This is a genomic window from Rhodococcus indonesiensis (assembly GCF_047782815.1).
Lineage (GTDB): Bacteria > Actinomycetota > Actinomycetes > Mycobacteriales > Mycobacteriaceae > Rhodococcus > Rhodococcus indonesiensis.
Window position 1 is genome coordinate 5,377,307 of record NZ_CP180630.1, and the last position, 17,331, is coordinate 5,394,637.

At 69.8% G+C, this 17,331-nt stretch carries 14 protein-coding genes; 8 read left to right on the plus strand and 6 right to left on the minus strand.

Going from position 1 to position 17,331, the window contains the following annotated elements:
* Positions 1-2: 2 nt before the first annotated feature.
* The gene (locus ACM26Y_RS24810) at positions 3-1,175 is read right to left on the minus strand and encodes an acyl-CoA dehydrogenase family protein (protein WP_003934964.1); all 1,173 of its coding nucleotides are present in this window, start codon (positions 1,173-1,175) and stop codon (positions 3-5) included.
* A gap of 188 nt (positions 1,176-1,363) precedes the next feature.
* Between ACM26Y_RS24810 and ACM26Y_RS24815 the strand changes: the two genes are divergently transcribed.
* Positions 1,364-2,002 (plus strand): TetR/AcrR family transcriptional regulator, encoded by a 639-nt coding sequence (locus ACM26Y_RS24815; RefSeq protein WP_416062230.1) that lies wholly within the window; start codon positions 1,364-1,366, stop codon positions 2,000-2,002.
* A 6-nt stretch (positions 2,003-2,008) separates the two neighbouring features.
* Here ACM26Y_RS24815 and ACM26Y_RS24820 read toward each other — a convergent pair whose 3' ends face one another.
* Positions 2,009-2,485 carry a nitroreductase family deazaflavin-dependent oxidoreductase gene (locus ACM26Y_RS24820; protein WP_416062231.1) on the minus strand — a complete coding sequence of 159 codons (477 nt, stop codon included), beginning with the start codon at positions 2,483-2,485 and terminating at the stop codon, positions 2,009-2,011.
* A gap of 92 nt (positions 2,486-2,577) precedes the next feature.
* Between ACM26Y_RS24820 and ACM26Y_RS24825 the strand changes: the two genes are divergently transcribed.
* The 7 genes from ACM26Y_RS24825 to ACM26Y_RS24855 all read left to right on the plus strand — a co-directional run bounded on the left by ACM26Y_RS24825 (position 2,578) and on the right by ACM26Y_RS24855 (position 12,002).
* Entirely contained in the window at positions 2,578-3,372 is a 795-nt protein-coding gene (locus ACM26Y_RS24825; RefSeq protein WP_416062232.1) for an LLM class F420-dependent oxidoreductase, read from the plus strand.
* A 122-nt stretch (positions 3,373-3,494) separates the two neighbouring features.
* Complete coding sequence (locus tag ACM26Y_RS24830; RefSeq protein WP_416062233.1) at positions 3,495-4,721, plus strand: acetyl-CoA acetyltransferase; 1,227 nt, start codon at positions 3,495-3,497, stop codon at positions 4,719-4,721.
* 10 nt (positions 4,722-4,731) lie between these two features.
* Positions 4,732-6,249, plus strand: coding sequence for a carotenoid oxygenase family protein (locus tag ACM26Y_RS24835; protein WP_003934969.1), 1,518 nt, complete (start codon positions 4,732-4,734; stop codon positions 6,247-6,249).
* A gap of 10 nt (positions 6,250-6,259) precedes the next feature.
* Entirely contained in the window at positions 6,260-7,201 is a 942-nt protein-coding gene (locus ACM26Y_RS24840; protein ID WP_416062234.1) for a winged helix-turn-helix transcriptional regulator, read from the plus strand.
* Positions 7,202-7,237: 36 nt separating this feature from the next.
* Positions 7,238-9,040, plus strand: a complete 1,803-nt coding sequence (locus ACM26Y_RS24845) for an ABC transporter substrate-binding protein/permease (protein WP_416062235.1) — start codon at positions 7,238-7,240, stop codon at positions 9,038-9,040.
* Between the two features lie 3 nt (positions 9,041-9,043).
* Complete coding sequence (locus tag ACM26Y_RS24850) at positions 9,044-9,787, plus strand: amino acid ABC transporter ATP-binding protein (protein ID WP_003934972.1); 744 nt, start codon at positions 9,044-9,046, stop codon at positions 9,785-9,787.
* 136 nt (positions 9,788-9,923) lie between these two features.
* Positions 9,924-12,002, plus strand: a complete 2,079-nt coding sequence (locus tag ACM26Y_RS24855) for a PhoX family protein (RefSeq protein WP_416062236.1) — start codon at positions 9,924-9,926, stop codon at positions 12,000-12,002.
* Between the two features lie 52 nt (positions 12,003-12,054).
* On the opposite strand, the gene ACM26Y_RS24860 is transcribed toward ACM26Y_RS24855, so the two are convergent.
* Genes ACM26Y_RS24860 through ACM26Y_RS24875 form a run of 4 tightly spaced genes read right to left on the minus strand, consistent with a single transcriptional unit; the run spans position 12,055 to position 17,311 of the window.
* On the minus strand, positions 12,055-12,774 hold the full coding sequence (locus tag ACM26Y_RS24860; RefSeq protein WP_416062237.1) for a haloacid dehalogenase type II: 720 nt from the start codon (positions 12,772-12,774) through the stop codon (positions 12,055-12,057).
* A gap of 37 nt (positions 12,775-12,811) precedes the next feature.
* Positions 12,812-14,107 (minus strand): PucR family transcriptional regulator, encoded by a 1,296-nt coding sequence (locus ACM26Y_RS24865; RefSeq protein WP_371382773.1) that lies wholly within the window; start codon positions 14,105-14,107, stop codon positions 12,812-12,814.
* Positions 14,100-15,527 (minus strand): phytoene desaturase family protein, encoded by a 1,428-nt coding sequence (locus ACM26Y_RS24870; protein ID WP_416062238.1) that lies wholly within the window; start codon positions 15,525-15,527, stop codon positions 14,100-14,102. Before ACM26Y_RS24870 ends, ACM26Y_RS24865 begins: the two co-directional genes overlap by 8 nt.
* Positions 15,524-17,311, minus strand: a complete 1,788-nt coding sequence (locus ACM26Y_RS24875) for a DUF3556 domain-containing protein (protein ID WP_416062239.1) — start codon at positions 17,309-17,311, stop codon at positions 15,524-15,526. Before ACM26Y_RS24875 ends, ACM26Y_RS24870 begins: the two co-directional genes overlap by 4 nt.
* Between the last annotated feature and the right edge of the window lie 20 nt (positions 17,312-17,331).

Below are 17,331 nucleotides of genomic sequence, written 5' to 3' on the forward strand. Positions count from 1 at the left end.
GCTCACAATCCGAGGATCGAGGAGGCAATGATCGAGCGCTGCACCTCACTCGATCCGCCGTAGATGGACACCTTGCGGTAGTTCAGGTAGGTCGGGGCGGTGCGCTGCGCCCACTCCGGCGAGTCGATACCCTCCGCGCCGACCGGCAGCGAGTCGGGACCGGCGATGTCGGTGAGCAGTTCGGTGACCGCCTGCTGCAGCTCCGAGCCGCGCAGCTTGAGCAGCGACGACGCCGGATTGGGCTTGCCGTCGGCGGAACCGGCGACCACCCGCAGCTGGGTGAGTTCGAGCGTGAGGAGCTCGTTCTCGATCTCGGCGAGGCGCGCGGCGAACAGCGGATCGTCGAGCAGGGTGCCGGATCCGGCCCGGGTCTGTGCGGCGAGCTGCTTGGCGCGGGCGAGCCGGACCTTGGTGGCCCCGACGCGGGCGATACCGGTGCGTTCGTTGCCGAGCAGGAACTTCGCGTAGCTCCAGCCCGCGTTCTCCTCGCCGACGAGGTTCTCGGCGGGGACGCGCACGTTCTCGAAGAAGACCTCGTTGACCTCGTAGCTGCCGTCGACGAGCTTGATCGGACGGACGGTCAGGCCGGGGGTGTTCATGTCGATGAGCAGCATCGAGATGCCGGCCTGCTTCTTCGGCGCATCCGGGTCGGTGCGCACCAGGCAGAAGATCCAGTCGGCGTGCTGGGCGAGGGTGGTCCACGTCTTCTGGCCGTTGACGATGTAGTCGTCGCCGTCGCGCACCGCGCGGGTCTTGAGGGAGGCCAGGTCGGAGCCGGCCTCGGGCTCCGAGAATCCCTGGCACCACCAAATGTCGAGGTTCGCGGTGGCGGGCAGGAAGCGTTCCTTGAGCTCCTGCGACCCGAAGTGCGCGATCACGGGACCGATCATGGATGCGTTGAACGGCAGCGGATCGGGCACGGAGGCGAGCTGCATCTCGTCGAGCCAGATGTGGCGCTGGACGGGGGTCCAGTCCTTGCCACCCCACTCGACCGGCCAGTTCGGCACCGCCAATCCCTTGGCGTTGAGGATCTGCTGACTCCGGACGACCTCGTCGCGTTCCAGGTGCCGGCCGGCAGCGACTTTCTCTCGGATCTCGGCGGGGAACTCGGTGGTGAAGAACGTGCGCAGTTCGTCGCGGAACGCGAGCTCTTCGTCGGTGAGCTTCAGGTTCATGGGGGCCTTCCGTCACGGTTGTGCCTGTGCGAGCGCAACACCGGCGACGACCGATCCCCGCGCCGCGCTACCCGATTCGCGAGGACGAGGGGGTGGTTCGCTCTGGTGCTGCCTACTCCCCGACTGTAACCTGACAGTGTAAGGTTGTCCAGGTCCGCCCCGGATTCGACGTCGAGGAGGGAGCGCCGATGGCCCGGCCCCGCACCCCGCTTCTGAGCCGCCCGCTCATCCGCGATACCGCGCTGCGCCTCGTCGACGAGCACGGCCTCGACGAACTGTCCATGCGCAAGATCGCCGCGGAGCTCGGTGTCCGCGCCCCGTCGCTCTACAGCCACTACGCGAACAAGGACGAGCTGCTCGACGACATCGCCGACCGGATCGGCGAGTCCGTCGACGTGGGCGGGTTCGACACCGACGACTGGCAGGACGCGCTACGCCGCTGGGCGAGGTCCTATCGCGCAGCCCTCGCCGAGCATCCGAATCTCGTTCCGTTCCTCGCACGCAGCCCCGGCCGGCGTGAGCTCGCCCTCGACCACGCCAACGCCGTGCACGGCGGCCTCACCCGGTGCGGCTGGCCCCCACGCACCGCAACCCTGATCGGCGCGTCGATCAAGTACCTCGTCGTCGGCTCGGCAATCGCCTCGTTCTCCGGGGGCTTCCTGGACGATCTCACCATCTACCGGGAACGCTATCCGCATCTGTCCCAGGCACACCGGCTGCGCGAACACGCGGACGAGATCGACCGCGACGGCTTCGAACTGGCACTCGAATCGTTCCTGCAGGGCCTGGCGCAGCGGTTCGCGAGCCGGGCCGGGGCAGACCGCTGACCCGCCTCAGGTACGCCGCAACCGCACGAACCGCAGATGCCGGCCTGCTTCCCGGTAGTCGGTCTCACTGCCGTCGACCTCGAACCCCATCGCCGCGCACAACCGCGGCGCGACCTTCGGGTGCCGGCGCCCGTACCGCGCCATGAACTCCGCGGCTTCCTCCGGACCGAGGAACTCGGCGGTCACCGCGACCCGTTCACGACCCGACTCGATCCGCGCCGCAGGGTGCGCCCGCAGGTTCCGGTACCAGTCGGTCTGCTGCCCGTGACCCACGGCGACGACGAACCCGCCGGACGTGTCCTCGTGGTTCACCACCTCGAGCACCGCCTGCCGGGGCGCACCGCTACGCCGGCCGACGTGGTGCAGCAGCAGGAATCTGCGGCCCAGCACTCGTCCCAGCCCGATCCGGTAGAGGTGGATCGGAGCGCGCAGGAATCGGCGGCGCAGCCCGGTCGGGGGTGCGGCAGGCTCGGTGAGGCGCATTCCTCCACTGTGCGCCCGGGCCGCCGGCCGCACCACCGGAACGCGGCCGCCGATCGGCTGCGAGACCTGCGCGACGGCCCTACCGTTGACCCATGCACCGTCCCATACGCATCGGTCTCCAACTCCAGCCCCAGCACCAGCCCGACTACGGCAGGATCCGCGACACCGTGCGCCGCGCCGAGGACGCGGGCGCCGACATCGTCTTCAACTGGGACCACTTCTATCCCCTCTCCGGAGACCCGGACGGCGCCCACTTCGAATGCTGGACGATGCTCGGGGCCTGGGCGGAGCAGACCGAGCGCGTCGAGATCGGAGCACTCGTCACCGGCGGTGGCTACCGCAACCCCGATCTGCTCGCCGACATGGCCCGCACCGTCGACCACATCAGCGGTGGCCGGCTCATCCTCGGCATCGGTGCCGGCTGGTTCGAGAAGGACTACGTCGAGTACGGCTACGACTTCGGCACCAAGGGCTCCCGGCTGAAACTGCTCGGCGAGTACCTGCCCCGGATCACCGCCCGCCTCGGCAAGCTCGAGCCGCAGCCCACCCGGCACATCCCGCTGCTCATCGGCGGCGGTGGGCCGCGTAAGACCATCCCGCTGGTCGCGCAGTACGCGGACATCTGGCACAGCTTCGGCGACCTCGACACCCACCGGGAGAAGGCCGAGATCCTCGCCGCGCGCTGCGCCGACGTCGGCCGTTCGCCGAACCAGATCGAACGGTCCGTGCCGTGGCGCGGCACGGAGAACGCGGCCGCGCTGGTCGACGCCGGCGTCACGCTGTTCACGGTGGGCGTGAGTGGACCCGACTACGACCTGACGGATCTCGTCGAGGCGATCGGGTGGCGGGACGAGAACTCCGCGCCGCCGCTCTCCGGCCTGGCCTGACACCGAGCCGCCGGGGACGCGACAGCCGGACTATCCGGTTCCCGGCCACCCGTACGCACCGTTGCGCCGGACCAGTCACTCTGTTTACTGTAGTTGAAACCACGGACGGTCGAACCCAGGCGGTGAGCGGCGTGAACCCTGAAGGCGTATGGATCGCCGGTGGATATCAATCCGACTTCGCGCGGAACCTCACCCGGGAAAATCTGACCGTCGCGGACCTCGTCGCCGAGACGGTGACGGAGACGCTGCGCGACGCCCGCATCGACGCCGCCGACGTCGGGGTGATCCACGTCGGCAACGCCTTCGGACAGCTCTACACCGGTCAGGGACACCTCGGCGGCATGCCGGCCTCCGTGCTGCCCGAACTGTGGGGGATCCCGGCCACCCGGCACGAGGGGGCCTGCGCGTCCGGCTCCTTGGCCGTGCTCGCCGCGACGGCCGATCTCGAGGCCGGGCGCTACGACTGCGCCCTCGTCCTCGGCGTCGAACTCGAGCGGTGTGTCCCCGGCGACGCCGGCACCCGGGTCATGGATGCCGCGGCCTGGGTGGGACAGGAGGGCTCCGAGGCGAAGTACATGTGGCCGTACATGTTCGACAGGATCGCCGACGAGTACGACCGCCGCTACGGCCTGGACGACGAGCACCTGTGGGCGATCGCGGAACTGAACGTCCGCAATGCGCGCGCCAATCCGAATGCCCAGACCCGCAACCGGACCTACGGACCCGGCAGCTTCGGCCCGGACGAGACCGCCAATCCGGTGGTCGAAGGACGACTCCGCAGGGCCGACTGCAGTCCGCTGACGGACGGGGCCGCGGGCGTGGTGCTGCTGAGCAACCGCTACCTGAGCCGGCACCCCCGCACCGTCGACGACATGACCCGCATCCTCGGGTGGGGACATCGCACGGTCGGACTGTCCTTGTCCGGCAAGCTCACCCGCGGCGGCGACGATCCCCTCGTCATGCCGCACGTGCGCGCCACGATCGTCGACGCGTTCGAGCGGAGCGGCATCGGCGGCGTCCGGGACCTCGACCTGATCGAAACACACGACTGCTTCACCGTCGGCGAATACCTCGCCGTCGACCACTTCGGGATCACCGCCCCCGGACAGAGCTGGCGGGCGATCGAGAACGGCGACCTCGAGATCGGCGGCCGCATCCCCGTGAACCCCAGCGGCGGACTCCTCGGCGGCGGGCACCCGGTCGGCGCCACCGGAGTCCGGATGCTGCTCGACTGCCACCGCCAGATCACCGGGCGCGCCGGCGACTACCAGGTCCCCGGCGCCGCACGAGCCGCGACCCTGAACATCGGCGGAAGCACGACCACCACGGTCAGTTTCGTCGTCGGCTGAAAGGACATCCATGGAACTCGAGATCCTGGGACGGGCACTGTCCACCCTGCCCGCGGACGACGACCACCCGTACCGCACCGGTCCGTGGCGTCCGCAGCACACCGAGCGTCGCGCCGACGACCTCGAGGTGGTCGGCGACCTGCCGGCCGACCTGGACGGCGTCTACCTGCGCAACACCGAAAACCCGGCGCACCCGGCACTCGAAGGTCTCTACCATCCGTTCGACGGGGACGGCATGGTGCACGTCGTCGGCTTCCGAGACGGAAAGGCATTCTACCGAAACAGATTCGTGAGGACCGACGGTTTCCTGGCCGAGCAGGAGGCCGGCGGCCCGTTGTGGGCGGGCATCGCCGAACGGCCACAGAACTCGATCCGCCAGGACGGCTGGGGCGCTCGCGGCCGCATGAAGGATGCCTCCAGCACGGACGTCACCGTGCACCGCGGCGTCGCCCTGACCAGTTTCTGGCAGTGCGGCGACCTCTACCGCCTCGACCCGACCACACTCGAGACCGTCGGCAAGGCCACGTGGGACGGCCGATTTCCCTCCGACTGGGGCGTTTCCGCGCATCCGAAGGCCGACGCCCGCACCGGCGAACTGCTGTTCTTCAACTACGGCACCGATGCCCCGTACATGCACTACGGCGTGGTCGATGCCGAGGACCGGCTGGTGCACTACGTCGACGTTCCCCTGCCCGGCCCCCGCCTGCCCCACGACATGGCGTTCACCGAGAACTACGCGATCCTCAACGACTGCCCCCTGTTCTGGATCCCGGAGGCTCTCGCATGCGGTAAGTACGTGCCGCGCTACCACCCCGACCTGCCGATGCGGCTCGGCGTCATACCCCGGCGCGGCCGGGCGGACCAGATCACCTGGTTCGACGCCGACCCGACCTACGTGCTGCACTGGACCAACGCCTACGAGGACGGCGACGAGATCGTGCTCGAGGGATTCCATCAGGAGACGCCGGAACCGCCGGACGACGGCACCGGAACGATCTACCGGCGGCTGTTCCGCTCACTGGCGCTCGACCGCATGGGCACCCACCTGCACCGCTGGCGGTTGAACCTGCGCACCGGTTCGCTCACCGAGGAGCGGCTGTCCGAGTCCGTCACCGAATTCGGAATGATCAATCCGCACCACGGCGGCGTCCGTCACCGCTACACCTACGCCGCGACGGGGGTACCGGGCTGGTTCCTCTTCGACGGGCTCGTCAAACACGACGTGCAGACCGGCGCAGAGGAGCACTACTCGTTCGGCGAGGGCGTCTTCGGCAGCGAGACGGTGATGGCGCCCCGCACCGGGTCCGCGGGCGAGGACGACGGCTACCTGATCACGATCACCACCGACATGAACCGGGACCGGTCCGAATGCCTGGTCTTCGACGCACAGCGACCCGCGGACGGACCGCTCGCGCGGATCCGACTGCCCGAACGGGTCTCGAGCGGCACCCACTCGACGTGGGCGGCGGGGTCGGACCTCCCGGGATGGCGGGACGCGGACCGGGCCGGCGACGTCCTGAACCTATGATCATGTGTCGATGGCAGGTTCCGGCACGGTCACCGAACTCGAGCCGGGCGGTGACAACGCGATCGCGGTCACCCTCGGCATCCTCGGCGACGAATGGAACCTGTGGATCCTGCGGTACGCGTTGCAGGGCGACCGCCGCTACCGGGACTGGATCGAGCGGGGGGAGATCTCCAACGCCGTGCTGACCGCGCGGCTGACCCGCCTCACCGACTCGGAACTCCTCGAGCGGGTGCAGTACCAGACGCGGCCGGCTCGGCACGAGTACCGGTTGACGGCGCGCGGCCACGGCGTGTGGCCGGTCCTGCTCACCATGTGGGCGTGGGAACAGCAGTGGGCGCCGGACCACAGGGGGCAGCTCCCGGCCCGGCGGCACACGGTCTGCGCCGCCCGGTTCACCCCGGTCCTCGTCTGCGGCCACTGCGACCGTCCCGTCGGCACGCCCGACGTCGAGGCGCAGCCCGGCCCCAGCGGGCAGTGGTCGCGGAGCGTGCCCGCGGCGACCGGGCGCCGCCGGTCCGGCCGCGCCCGCTCGCCGGAGATCCTGCCGCACACGATGGAACTGCTCGGCGACCGGTGGTCGGCGGCACTGCTCGGGGCGGCGTTCCTCGGCGCCACCCGCTACGGCCAGTTCGCCGAGCGCATGGGTGCGCCGCCGACGGTAGTCGCCGGCCGGCTCCGGCGCTTCACCGAACTCGGCGTGCTCCAGGAACTGCCCAATCCCGCCCGCCCGGCGTGGGTGACCTACCACCTGACCGACAAGGGGCGCGCGTTCTTCCCCGTCGTCGCCTGCATGATCGACTGGGGGCTGCGCTGGTTCCGCGCACCGGAGGGACCGGCGATCGTCCTGTGTCACCGCGAGTGCGACCACACCTTCACCCCCGTCCTGGCGTGCAGTCACTGCGGGGAGCGACTGCGGGCCTCCACGGTCTCGATCGAGCCGTCCGGCGGCTGACCCGCCCAGCGCCTCGATTCGGATTAGGCTCCCACCATGCCCGAATCCGTGATCGCGAAACGGAGCACCGTGGCAGCGCTGCTCCTGGCGGTGCTCCTGGCGCTGACCATGACGGCCTGCTCGTCGGGCGGTGATCGATCGTCTGCTCCGCAAGACCTGTGTTCCCCGCCCGGAGTCGGCTCGGCGTCCGCGGCACCGGCGAACCTGGACACGTCGGCCGCCGCCGCGGAGGACCGGTACACGACGCCGGACGTGGTGCCCCTGGACTCGATCGACGTCGCGCGGCTGAACCTCATCACCCCCGGGGTGCTCACCGTCGGTACGCTCTCCGACGCGCCGCCGAGCATCTGCGTGAACTCGAGCGGGGAATTCACGGGCTACGACAACGAACTGCTGAAGGCGATCGCGGAAAAGCTCGGCCTGCGTGTGCAGTTCGTGGGCACCGAATTCGCGGGCCTGCTCGCCCAGGTGGCCGGCCGGCGCTTCGACGTCGGCTCGTCGTCGATCACCACCACCGACGAACGCCGCCAGCTGGTCGGCTTCACCAACGGCTACGACTTCGGGTACTTCTCGCTGGTCGTGCAGAACGGCAGCCCGATCCGCGGGTTCGGCGACCTGAACGCCGCGACGCGCGTCGGGGTCGTGCAGGGCACCGTGCAGGACGACTACGTCGTCAACACCCTCGGCCTCGATCCGGTGAAGTTCCCGGACTACAACACCGCCTACGCGAACCTGAAGACCGGCCAGATCGACGCGTGGGTGGCGCCGTCGCAGCAGGCCGAGGGTGCCATCGCCCCCGGCGATCCCACATCGATCGTGCAGAACACCTTCAGCCTCAACAACTTCGTCGGCTGGGCCGTCGCGAGGGAGAACCAACCGCTGATCGACGCCCTGAACTCCGGGCTCGACGCGCTGATCGCCGACGGCACCTGGGCCGAGCTGTACACCCAATGGGTGCCCAGGGAACTGCCCGAGGGCTGGAAACCCGGCAGCAGGGCCGCGCCGGAACCGGACCTACCGGACTTCGCGGCGCTGGCCGCCGAGAATGCCGCCACCGGCGAGGAACCGGCGTCGACCGAACCGAAGTCCACGCTCGAGCAGCTGCGCGAGACGTTCTTCTCGTGGGAGCTGTACCGGGATGCCTTCCCGGATCTGTTGAAGACCGGGTTGCCCAACACGCTGATCCTCGCCGTCACCTCGGGCGTCGCCGGAACGATCCTCGGCATGCTGCTCGCCATGGCCGGGATCTCCCGCACCCGCTGGCTGCGCTGGCCCGCCCGCGTCTACACCGACGTCTTCCGCGGCCTGCCCGCCGTGGTGATCATCCTCCTCGTCGGCCTCGGCGCCGGACCGGTGGTGCAGGGCCTGACGGGCAACAACCCGTACTGGCTCGGCGCCGCCGCCCTGGCGCTGCTCGCGGCCGCCTACATCGGGGAAATCTTCCGGTCGGGCATCCAGTCGGTCGAACCGGGGCAGATGGAGGCTGCCCGCGCTCTGGGCTTCAGCTACCGCCGGGCGCTGACGCTGGTGGTGATCCCCCAGGGCGTGCGGCGCGTGCTGCCCGCGCTGATGAACCAGTTCATCTCGCTCATCAAGGACTCGTCGCTCATCTACTTCCTCGGCCTGCTGGCCACCCAGCGGGAACTGTTCGCCGTCGGCCGCGACCTGAACGCCCAGACCGGCAATCTCTCCCCGCTCGTCGCGGCGGGCCTGTTCTATCTGATCCTCACGGTGCCGCTGACGCACCTCGTGAACTACATCGACCACCGCCTGCGCACCGGCCGGCCCGAGGCCACCCTCGACCCGCTCGAACAGGAACTCGTCGTGGAGAGGGGCTGACCGATGCCGACCACCGTCCCCGAGAGCGTGTCCCTCACCGGGACCGGGCTGCACCTGGCCTTCGGAACCAACCGCGTGCTGCGCGGCGTCGACATCCACGTCGACGCCGGGAAGACCGTCACCGTGGTCGGCCCGTCCGGCTCGGGCAAGTCGACGCTGCTGCGCGTGCTCAACCGGCTGCACGAACCCGACGCCGGCGACATCCTCCTCGACGGCCGCTCGGTGCTGAAAGACAACCCCGACGAGCTGCGGCAGCGGATCGGGATGGTGTTCCAGCACTTCAACCTCTTCCCGCACAAGACGGTGGCCGAGAACATCGCGCTCGGCCCGCACAAGCTCAAGGGGCTGTCGAAGGAACGGGCCCGGGCACTCGCCCTCGAACAACTCGATCTGGTCGGCCTGAAACACAAGGCCGACTCCCGTCCCGGCAACCTGTCCGGCGGGCAGCAGCAGCGCGTCGCGATCGCCCGCGCCCTCGCGATGGCCCCGCAGGTGATGTTCTTCGACGAGGCCACCTCGGCGCTCGATCCGGAACTCGTCAAGGGCGTGCTCGCCCTCATGGCCGACCTCGCATCGGGCGGCATGACGATGGTGGTCGTCACCCACGAGATGGGCTTCGCCCGCTCGGTGTCGGACACCGTGGTGTTCATGGACCACGGTGCGGTAGTCGAGACCGGCGCGCCCGAGGAACTGTTCGACGCCCCGAAAACCGAGCGCCTGCAGCAGTTCCTGTCCCAGGTGCTGTAGACCGCTCCGGCCGGTGTGTCCCTTGGGCGGCTGGGGCAGCCCAAAGGACACACCGCACGTTCACCTCGTCTTTCCCTTCGCCTGGTTTCGGTCTCCTACGGTGCCCGCGTTGAACCGATTCGACGAGGGAGTACCTGTGAGTCCGAATTTCCTGCCGCTGATCGTCACGCACGACGGCAAGTCGTCACGCGCCGCCGTCACCTGCCGCTACAAGTGTGGCAACGCGTGTTCCCACGCCGTTCCCAACACCTCCGGTGGCGAGTACTTCGGTGACGTCGTGCGCACCGCCATGAGCCGGCGCGGCGTGCTGCGCGGCGGCGCGATGGCAGTGCTCGCGGTCGGAGCGGGCGGCGTGCTCGCCGCGTGTTCCGACGATGCGGGTAGCACCGGCGGCGGCGCCGCCACGTCGGGTCCGGCCGATCTCGGTCCTGCCCCCACCGGCACGGATTTCGTCGCGGTCGCGCCGAACACCGACGACGTCGTGACCGTTCCCGAAGGCTACGACCAGGCCGTCGTCATCCGGTGGGGCGACCCGGTGCTGCCCGACGCGCCCGCCTTCGACATCGGCAACCAGAGCGCGGCGGCGCAGGAGAAGCAGTTCGGCTACAACAACGACTTCGCCGGGTTGCTACCCGTCGACGGCGTGCCGAACACCTACCTGCTGGTGGTCAATCACGAGTACACGTCCGAGCCGTTCATGTTCGCCGGCTACGATCCCGACAACCCCACCGAGGAGCAGGTGCGCATCGGATGGGCCAATCACGGGCTGTCCGTCGTGCAGGTCAAGGGTGAATCCGGATCCGGTCGTCTCACACCGGAATTCGGTCCGTACAACCGGCGCATCACCGGTCTGACCGAGTTCCTCCTCACCGGTCCCGCCGCGGGCAGTGACCTGGTCCGGACCGCCGCCGATCCGACCGGCACCCGCGTGCTCGGCACCCTGAACAACTGCGCCGGCGGCCTCACCCCGTGGGGCACCGTGCTCTCCGGCGAGGAGAACTTCAACCAGTACTTCGCCAACGCCGAGAACGTCACCGATCCCGTCGCCGCGGAGCGACTCGCTCGCTACGGCCTCGAGGGCGGCGCGTCGGAACGCCTGTGGGAGCGCTTCGACCCGCGTTTCGACATCGTCGCCACCCCCAACGAGGTCAACCGGTTCGGGTGGGTCGTCGAGGTCAACCCCTGGGACGCGACGTCCGTGCCGGTCAAGCACACCGCGCTCGGTCGGTTCAAGCACGAGGCCGCGACGATCCACGTCACGGCCGACGGCACCGTCGTCTCCTACAGCGGCGACGACGAACGCTTCGACTACATGTACAAGTTCGTCTCCTCCCGCAGGATGCAGCCCGGCACGTCGCAGGCGGCGATGCGGCACAACATGACGCTGCTCGACGCCGGAACCCTGTACGTGGCCAAGCTGACCGGTGATGCGCCGGACGAGATCGACGGCAGCGGTGCGCTTCCCGCGTCCGGTGCGTTCACCGGCACGGGGGAGTGGATCCCGCTGCTGCGCACGGCCGAGGACGGCCGCGGCGAGTCCCTGGTCGACGGCATGACCGCCGAGGAGGTCGCGGTGTTCACCCGCCTGGCCGGGGACAAGGTCGGGGCCACGAAGATGGACCGGCCCGAGGACTTCGAGCCGAACCCCGTCACCGGCAAGGTCTACGTCGCGTTGACCAACAACACCAAGCGCGGCGAGGACGGCAAGGCCGCGGCCGACGTGGCGAACCCCCGCAACAACAACAAGAACGGGCAGGTGCTCGAGATCGACGACGATCACGCGGGCACGTCGTTCACCTGGAGCCTGCTGCTGGTCTGCGGCGATCCGGAGGCCGCCGACACCTACTTCGGCGGCTTCGACAAGGCGCAGGTCAGCCCGATCTCGTGCCCGGACAACCTCGCCTTCGATCCGCACGGCAACCTGTGGATCTCCACCGACGGCAACGCCCTGAAGTCCAACGACGGGCTGTTCAGCGTCGCGCTCGACGGTCCGCACCGCGGGGAGACCAAGCAGTTCCTCACCGTGCCCGTCGGTGCGGAGACATGCGGTCCGATCGTGCAGGAGAACCGCGTCGTCGTGTGTGTGCAGCACCCCGGCGAGACCGACGACGCCACGTGGGACGCCCCGTCGTCGCACTGGCCCGACGGCGGCACCGCCCAGCCGCGCCCGGCGGTCGTCGCGGCCTGGAAGTCCGACGGCCTGATCGGCGCCTGACCCCGTGCGCGCTTTTGGTAGCAGCCGCTACCAGAAGCGCGCACGGGCGCCGTCAGGCGCCGAGGCGGCGGGCGAGGTCGACCAGGTCGTCGGCGATCACGTCCCAGTCCTGTTCCGCGTGCAGATCCGTGGTCTGGTCCGGGCCGTGCTCGGTGGGTCGCGCGAAGAACGCGGTCCGCAGGCCGCAGGCCTGCGCGGCCGCGAGGTCCTCGTTGTGGGCGGCGCACATGCACACCTCGCCCGGCTCCAGGCCGAGAACCTCGGCCGTGCGGAGGTACGCCTCGGGCATCGGCTTGTACGCCTGCGCGACCTCGGCGCCGAGGACGGCGTCCCAGGGCAGACCGGCCCGTTTGGCGATGTCGACCATCATGCCGATGTTGCCGTTCGACAGCGGCGCGACGACGAAACGCCGCTTCAGCCGGGTCAGGCCCTCGACGGCGTCGGGCCACGGGTCGAGCCGGTGCCACGCGAGGTTGAGCCGATCGAGCTCGTCCCCCGGGACGCCGGCCGGATCGACGCCGACCTCGCGCAGGGCGTCCTCGAGGTTCTCCCGATGCAGCACGTCCAGGCGGACGAACGGCCGCGCGCCCGCCCGCACCGCCTCCATCGCCGGTTGATAGCGGGCCCGCCACGCGTCGGCGAACACGGCCGGGTCGGCGGCGCTTCCGTGGCGGGCCAGGAACGGCGCCGCCTCCCGCGCGATGCTGGTGCGCCAGTCCACCACAGTGCCGAACACGTCGAAGACCAGTGCCTTCACCCCGAAGATGCTCATACGCCGCATCCTCCCAGAACCGCCGGGCCGGTGCGCGTCAGCGCAGCACCGCATTTCCGAGGAACTCGCACGCCTGCAGCGCCAACGCGATGTCCAGCTTGTCGTGCACCGCGGGTGCGCTGGTCGGGTCGCCGAGCGCCTTGTTGATCCGGTACTTGACGGTGTTGCGGTGCAGGTTCAGTCGCTCCGCGGTGTGCAGGTGGCTCTCACCGGTGGCGAAGTAGGTGCCGAGGGTGACCCTCAGCATCGCGGCCTGCTCGGTGTCATCAGCGAGCGGACCGAGGATCTCGCCCACCCACGCGCGCGCGGCGTCGAGGTTGCGGGCGAGCAGCGACACCACCGCGACCCCGCGGTCCCCGAAGCCGACAACCCGCCGGGTGCACGTGGCCTGAGCCACCGCAATCGAATACGCGGCCTGGGCCTGCTCGTGGGAACGCCGGAAGCCGGCCAGGCCGGAGCCGGGCAGACCCACCGCGAGGCGACCGGCCGGATGGGAGCGCACGACGGTGCCGAGTGCCGCCGTGTCGATCACCGGCCGGCGCCGATCGAACGGGAGCCACGCCCACACCGTGCGCCGGTCGATGGCGGTGAGGATCGGCGGTGCGTCCGAGCCGAGTTGCACTGCCACCGCGCGCACCAGCCGGTCCAGCGGATTGAGGGCGCCGTCTGTGGATTCGGCTGTGGTCCAAGCAATCACCGCGACGTGACAGTGGCCGAGCCGGTACCGGGTCTCCGCCTCGAACGCCGCGGCGTCGGTCTCGGACCCGTCGACGAGACCGTGGATGAGGGCCGAGTGCACGTTGCCGCGCACGGCCGACCACCGGCGACGTTCCTTCTCGTACGCGTCGAACACGTACAGGGTGATCCAGTCGATGTACCGGTAGACCACCGCGGAGATGTACTCGACGACGTCGAGCGTCACCTGTGGCGGCAGGTTCATCGACCGCACCTCGTCGAAGCACAGCCGCATGAGGTCGTTCTGCCCCATGTGGTACGCCCGGACGAGGGAATGCGACGGCACGTCGCGCTGCGCGAGCCGGAGCGCGTATTCCACTGCTGCCGTGGTGGGTTGGAGGTGGTCGGCGGGGATCTCGTTGGTGAGCACGTGGATGATCGTCGCGATGTTGCCGTGCACGCTCGCCTCGAGGAGTTCGACGAGTTGCGGATCCTCGTCGAGGTGGGCGATCTCGCGCGCCATCATCGCGGTCATGGACCGGGTGATCTCCCGCTGGCGGGCATCGAACCGGCGCGCGACCTCGGCGACGACGCGCCGGACCTCGTCGGCGGCCGACGCTGCGCCCGCCGGCTGCCCCGAGAGCACCGGCTCAGTCACGGCCCGTGCTCCGCAGGTGCCGCAGCGCCGACTCGGCGGCGTTGTAGCCGCACATCCCGTGCGCGCCCGCCCCGGGTGGGGTGGAAGCCGAGCACAGGTACACCCCCGGAACCCCGGTGCTGTAGGGGTCCAGGGCAATCCGTGGCCGGAAGACCACCTGCAGGTCCGCGTTGGCGCCGCCGACGATGTCGCCGCCGATCTGGTTGGGGTTCTGCCGCGCGAGATCGGCCGGTGTGGTCGTCGAGGTCGCGACGACGCGGTCCCGGAACCCCGGCGCGAACCGCTCGATCTGCGCGACGATCGCGTCCGTCGCGTCACCGGTGTAGCCGGCCGGGACGTGGGCGTAGGCGTACACCGGGTTCAGGCCGCCCACCGAGCGGGTCGGGTCGGCGACGTACTGCTGGCCGAGCAGCACGAAGGGCTTGTCCGGCATGCGTCCCGTCGCGACGTCGCGTTCGGCCTGGGCGATCTCGGCGAACTCGCCGCCGAGGTGGACGGTCCCGGCCCGTCCGCAGTCCGGATCGGCCCACGGGATCGGGCCGTCGATCGCGAAATCGACCTTGAAGGCGCCGGGCGCATGCCGGAACCTGCGGTAGGACTTGGCGATCCGCGGCGGCATCATGTCGCCGAGGATGTCGAGGGCAGCGCCGGGCGCGACGTCGAGTAGGACGACGTCCGCCGGCGGCAGGTCCGCGGCGCGACGGACCCGGACGCCGGTGTGCACCTTGCCGCCGTGCTCGGCGAGCTGGGCTGTCAGGGCGCGCGCGATCGCGACGGAACCACCCTCGGCGACCGGCCACCCGTAGCGGTGTCCCGCGGCGGTGATCATCAGGCCCACGGCGGACGTCGCCGGGCGGTCCAGCCGGTGGTAGGCGTGGGCGGCGATGCCGCCGAACAGGGCTCGCCCCTTCGGGGTCCGGAACCAGCGGGCCGCGGCCGTCACGGGCAGCAGAGCCCGCGGCCCGAACGCCGCCAGCCGCAGCGGATGCCGGGGGACGTTCAGCACCGGTCGCATCAGGTCCGCGGCGAGTGCGTCGAACCCGGATGCGAGATCGGTGAACATCCGCCGCCACCGCGGCCCGTCCGCGCCGAGGCCCGCCGCGGTGACGTCGAGGGAGCGGTGCAGCAGAGCAGCCTCGCCCCCGTCGAGGGGATGGGCACAGTCGATCTCCGGCCACCGCCACCGCAGGCCGTACCGTTCGAGGCCGAGGGTCTGCAGGTAGGGGGAGCCGGCGCCCATCGGATGGAAGGCCGAGCAGTGGTCGTGGACCAGGCCGGGGACGGTGAGCTCGCCGGAGCGGGTACCGCCGCCGATCTCCTCGGCTGCCTCGAGGACCTGGACGTCCACACCGCGACGGGCGAGGTGGACGGCGGCGGCGAGCCCGTTGGGCCCGCTGCCGACCACGACCGCTGTACTCACGCCTTCACCTCCAACTGCCCGTCGTCTGTGCGGTCCATTGTCCACTGCACGTCGAACGGGATGGGTCCGTTGGGCAACCAGGGCTGCTCGGCGACGGCGTCGGCCACCCGATAGGTGCCGCGTTCGATCACGCCGAGGGCCGCGTCGATCACCTTGTACTCCTGGGTGCCCTTGTGGATGGGCTGCGATTCGATCCACGCGACGACGAACTCGCCGGGGGCGAAGTTGCAGCGGCGCTGGATGGCGGCGATGAGGTGCTCGTTGTGCAGGTGCCCGTCACCGAAGTTGAAGGCGACGATCGAGTTGCAGGAGAACTCGGCCTCGCGCAGGTCGTAGGTGTCGATGTCGTCCCCGAGGTGCCGCATCATCAGGGAGAACAGGGCCCGGCCCTGACTGTGCAGGGACCGCCAGCCGAGCAGCTGGTGCATCACCACGTCCGCGACGTCCTCGGGGTAGGTGGCGAGCAGCTGGGTGCGGGTGTTCTGCGCGCCACGGACGATGTGCCGGTTCAGCTTCTCCTCGGCGCCCGGCGCGAACGCCCAGGTGGCCGACGCCCAGTTGCCGGCGTACTGCCGCATCGACGGCAGGAACGACACCAGGTCGGGCCGCAGGTTGCCCAGCACCGGGAAGAAGCACAACGCGGCGGTGATCGCACCGGCCAGCCACAGCGACGACATGTCGGTCACGGCGTAACCGTCCCACGCGGGGAAGCCCCAGAACAGGAAGACCGCGGCGTAGGCGAACAGCAGGTTCCATTCCAGCGGCACCGCGAGCGGGAAGGTCGACGCGATGAAGAAGTGGAACGCCACCATCAGCAGCACGGCGAGCAGCGTGAGGGTGCGGTTCGTGGAGAACAGCAGCACGAGCGGGGTGGCGATCTCGACGAGGGTGCCCAGGACGTGCCCGACGCCGCTGGCCAGCACGGACGGGCGCAGATCGTTCGGGAAGTTGCGGTAGTGCGCGCGCTTGACCGTCTTGGACAGCATCCACGGCGTGTTGCTGATCATCGGCGGGATCACCATGGAGAAGTGGTGGCCGAACTTCGAGACGCCGGCACCGACCCAGACGGTGACGATGAGCAGCTTGAGGGCGACGATCATGTCGACGAACGGCAGGAAGGTGAAGAACACGAGCGCGGGCAGGTACTGCTCGCTGCGCGCGGCGATGAAGATCACCTTGTCGCGCAGGCCGATCAGGACGAGCAGCACGATGACCGGTGCCACGACGGTGGGCCGGACCAGTCCCGCGTTGTCGGCGACCACCGCGTCGATCGAAGCGGTGTGGACACCCGGAAGAACAATGGCGACAAGAAGAGTGACGATCAGGACGGCGTAGAGCGCGACGTCGCCGACGGTGCGGCGGTCACCGGCCGTGCCCGGCACCTTGTCCGGCCACGGTGGGAGCCGGATCGTGTCCGGTTTCAGCCAGGAATGGAATCCGCCGGTCATCGGCTTGAAGTGCCCGGCGAGCGGGCCCCACGAGCCGCCGATGCCGAGCGCCTCCACCAGCACCGTCCACAGGATCAGCTTCTGGTAGACGATCGGCTGGTTCCACCACGACGCTACGTCGAGCCACGACAGGCCCGAGGTCAGCGTCGCGAGGGCGGTGCCCGCACCGATGTAGAGGAACAGCAGCTTGAGGACGTAGACGGTGTGCACCATCTTCGGGGTGCCGAATCCGTGGTCGACCCAGTGGGTCGCCATGGCCCGCAACCGATCCCGGAACGGGAGCTGACAGAAGGTGGCGGGATCCACTTCCGGGAAGTGGCCGGTCTTGAAACCCATGGGAATTCGCCTTTCGGGTA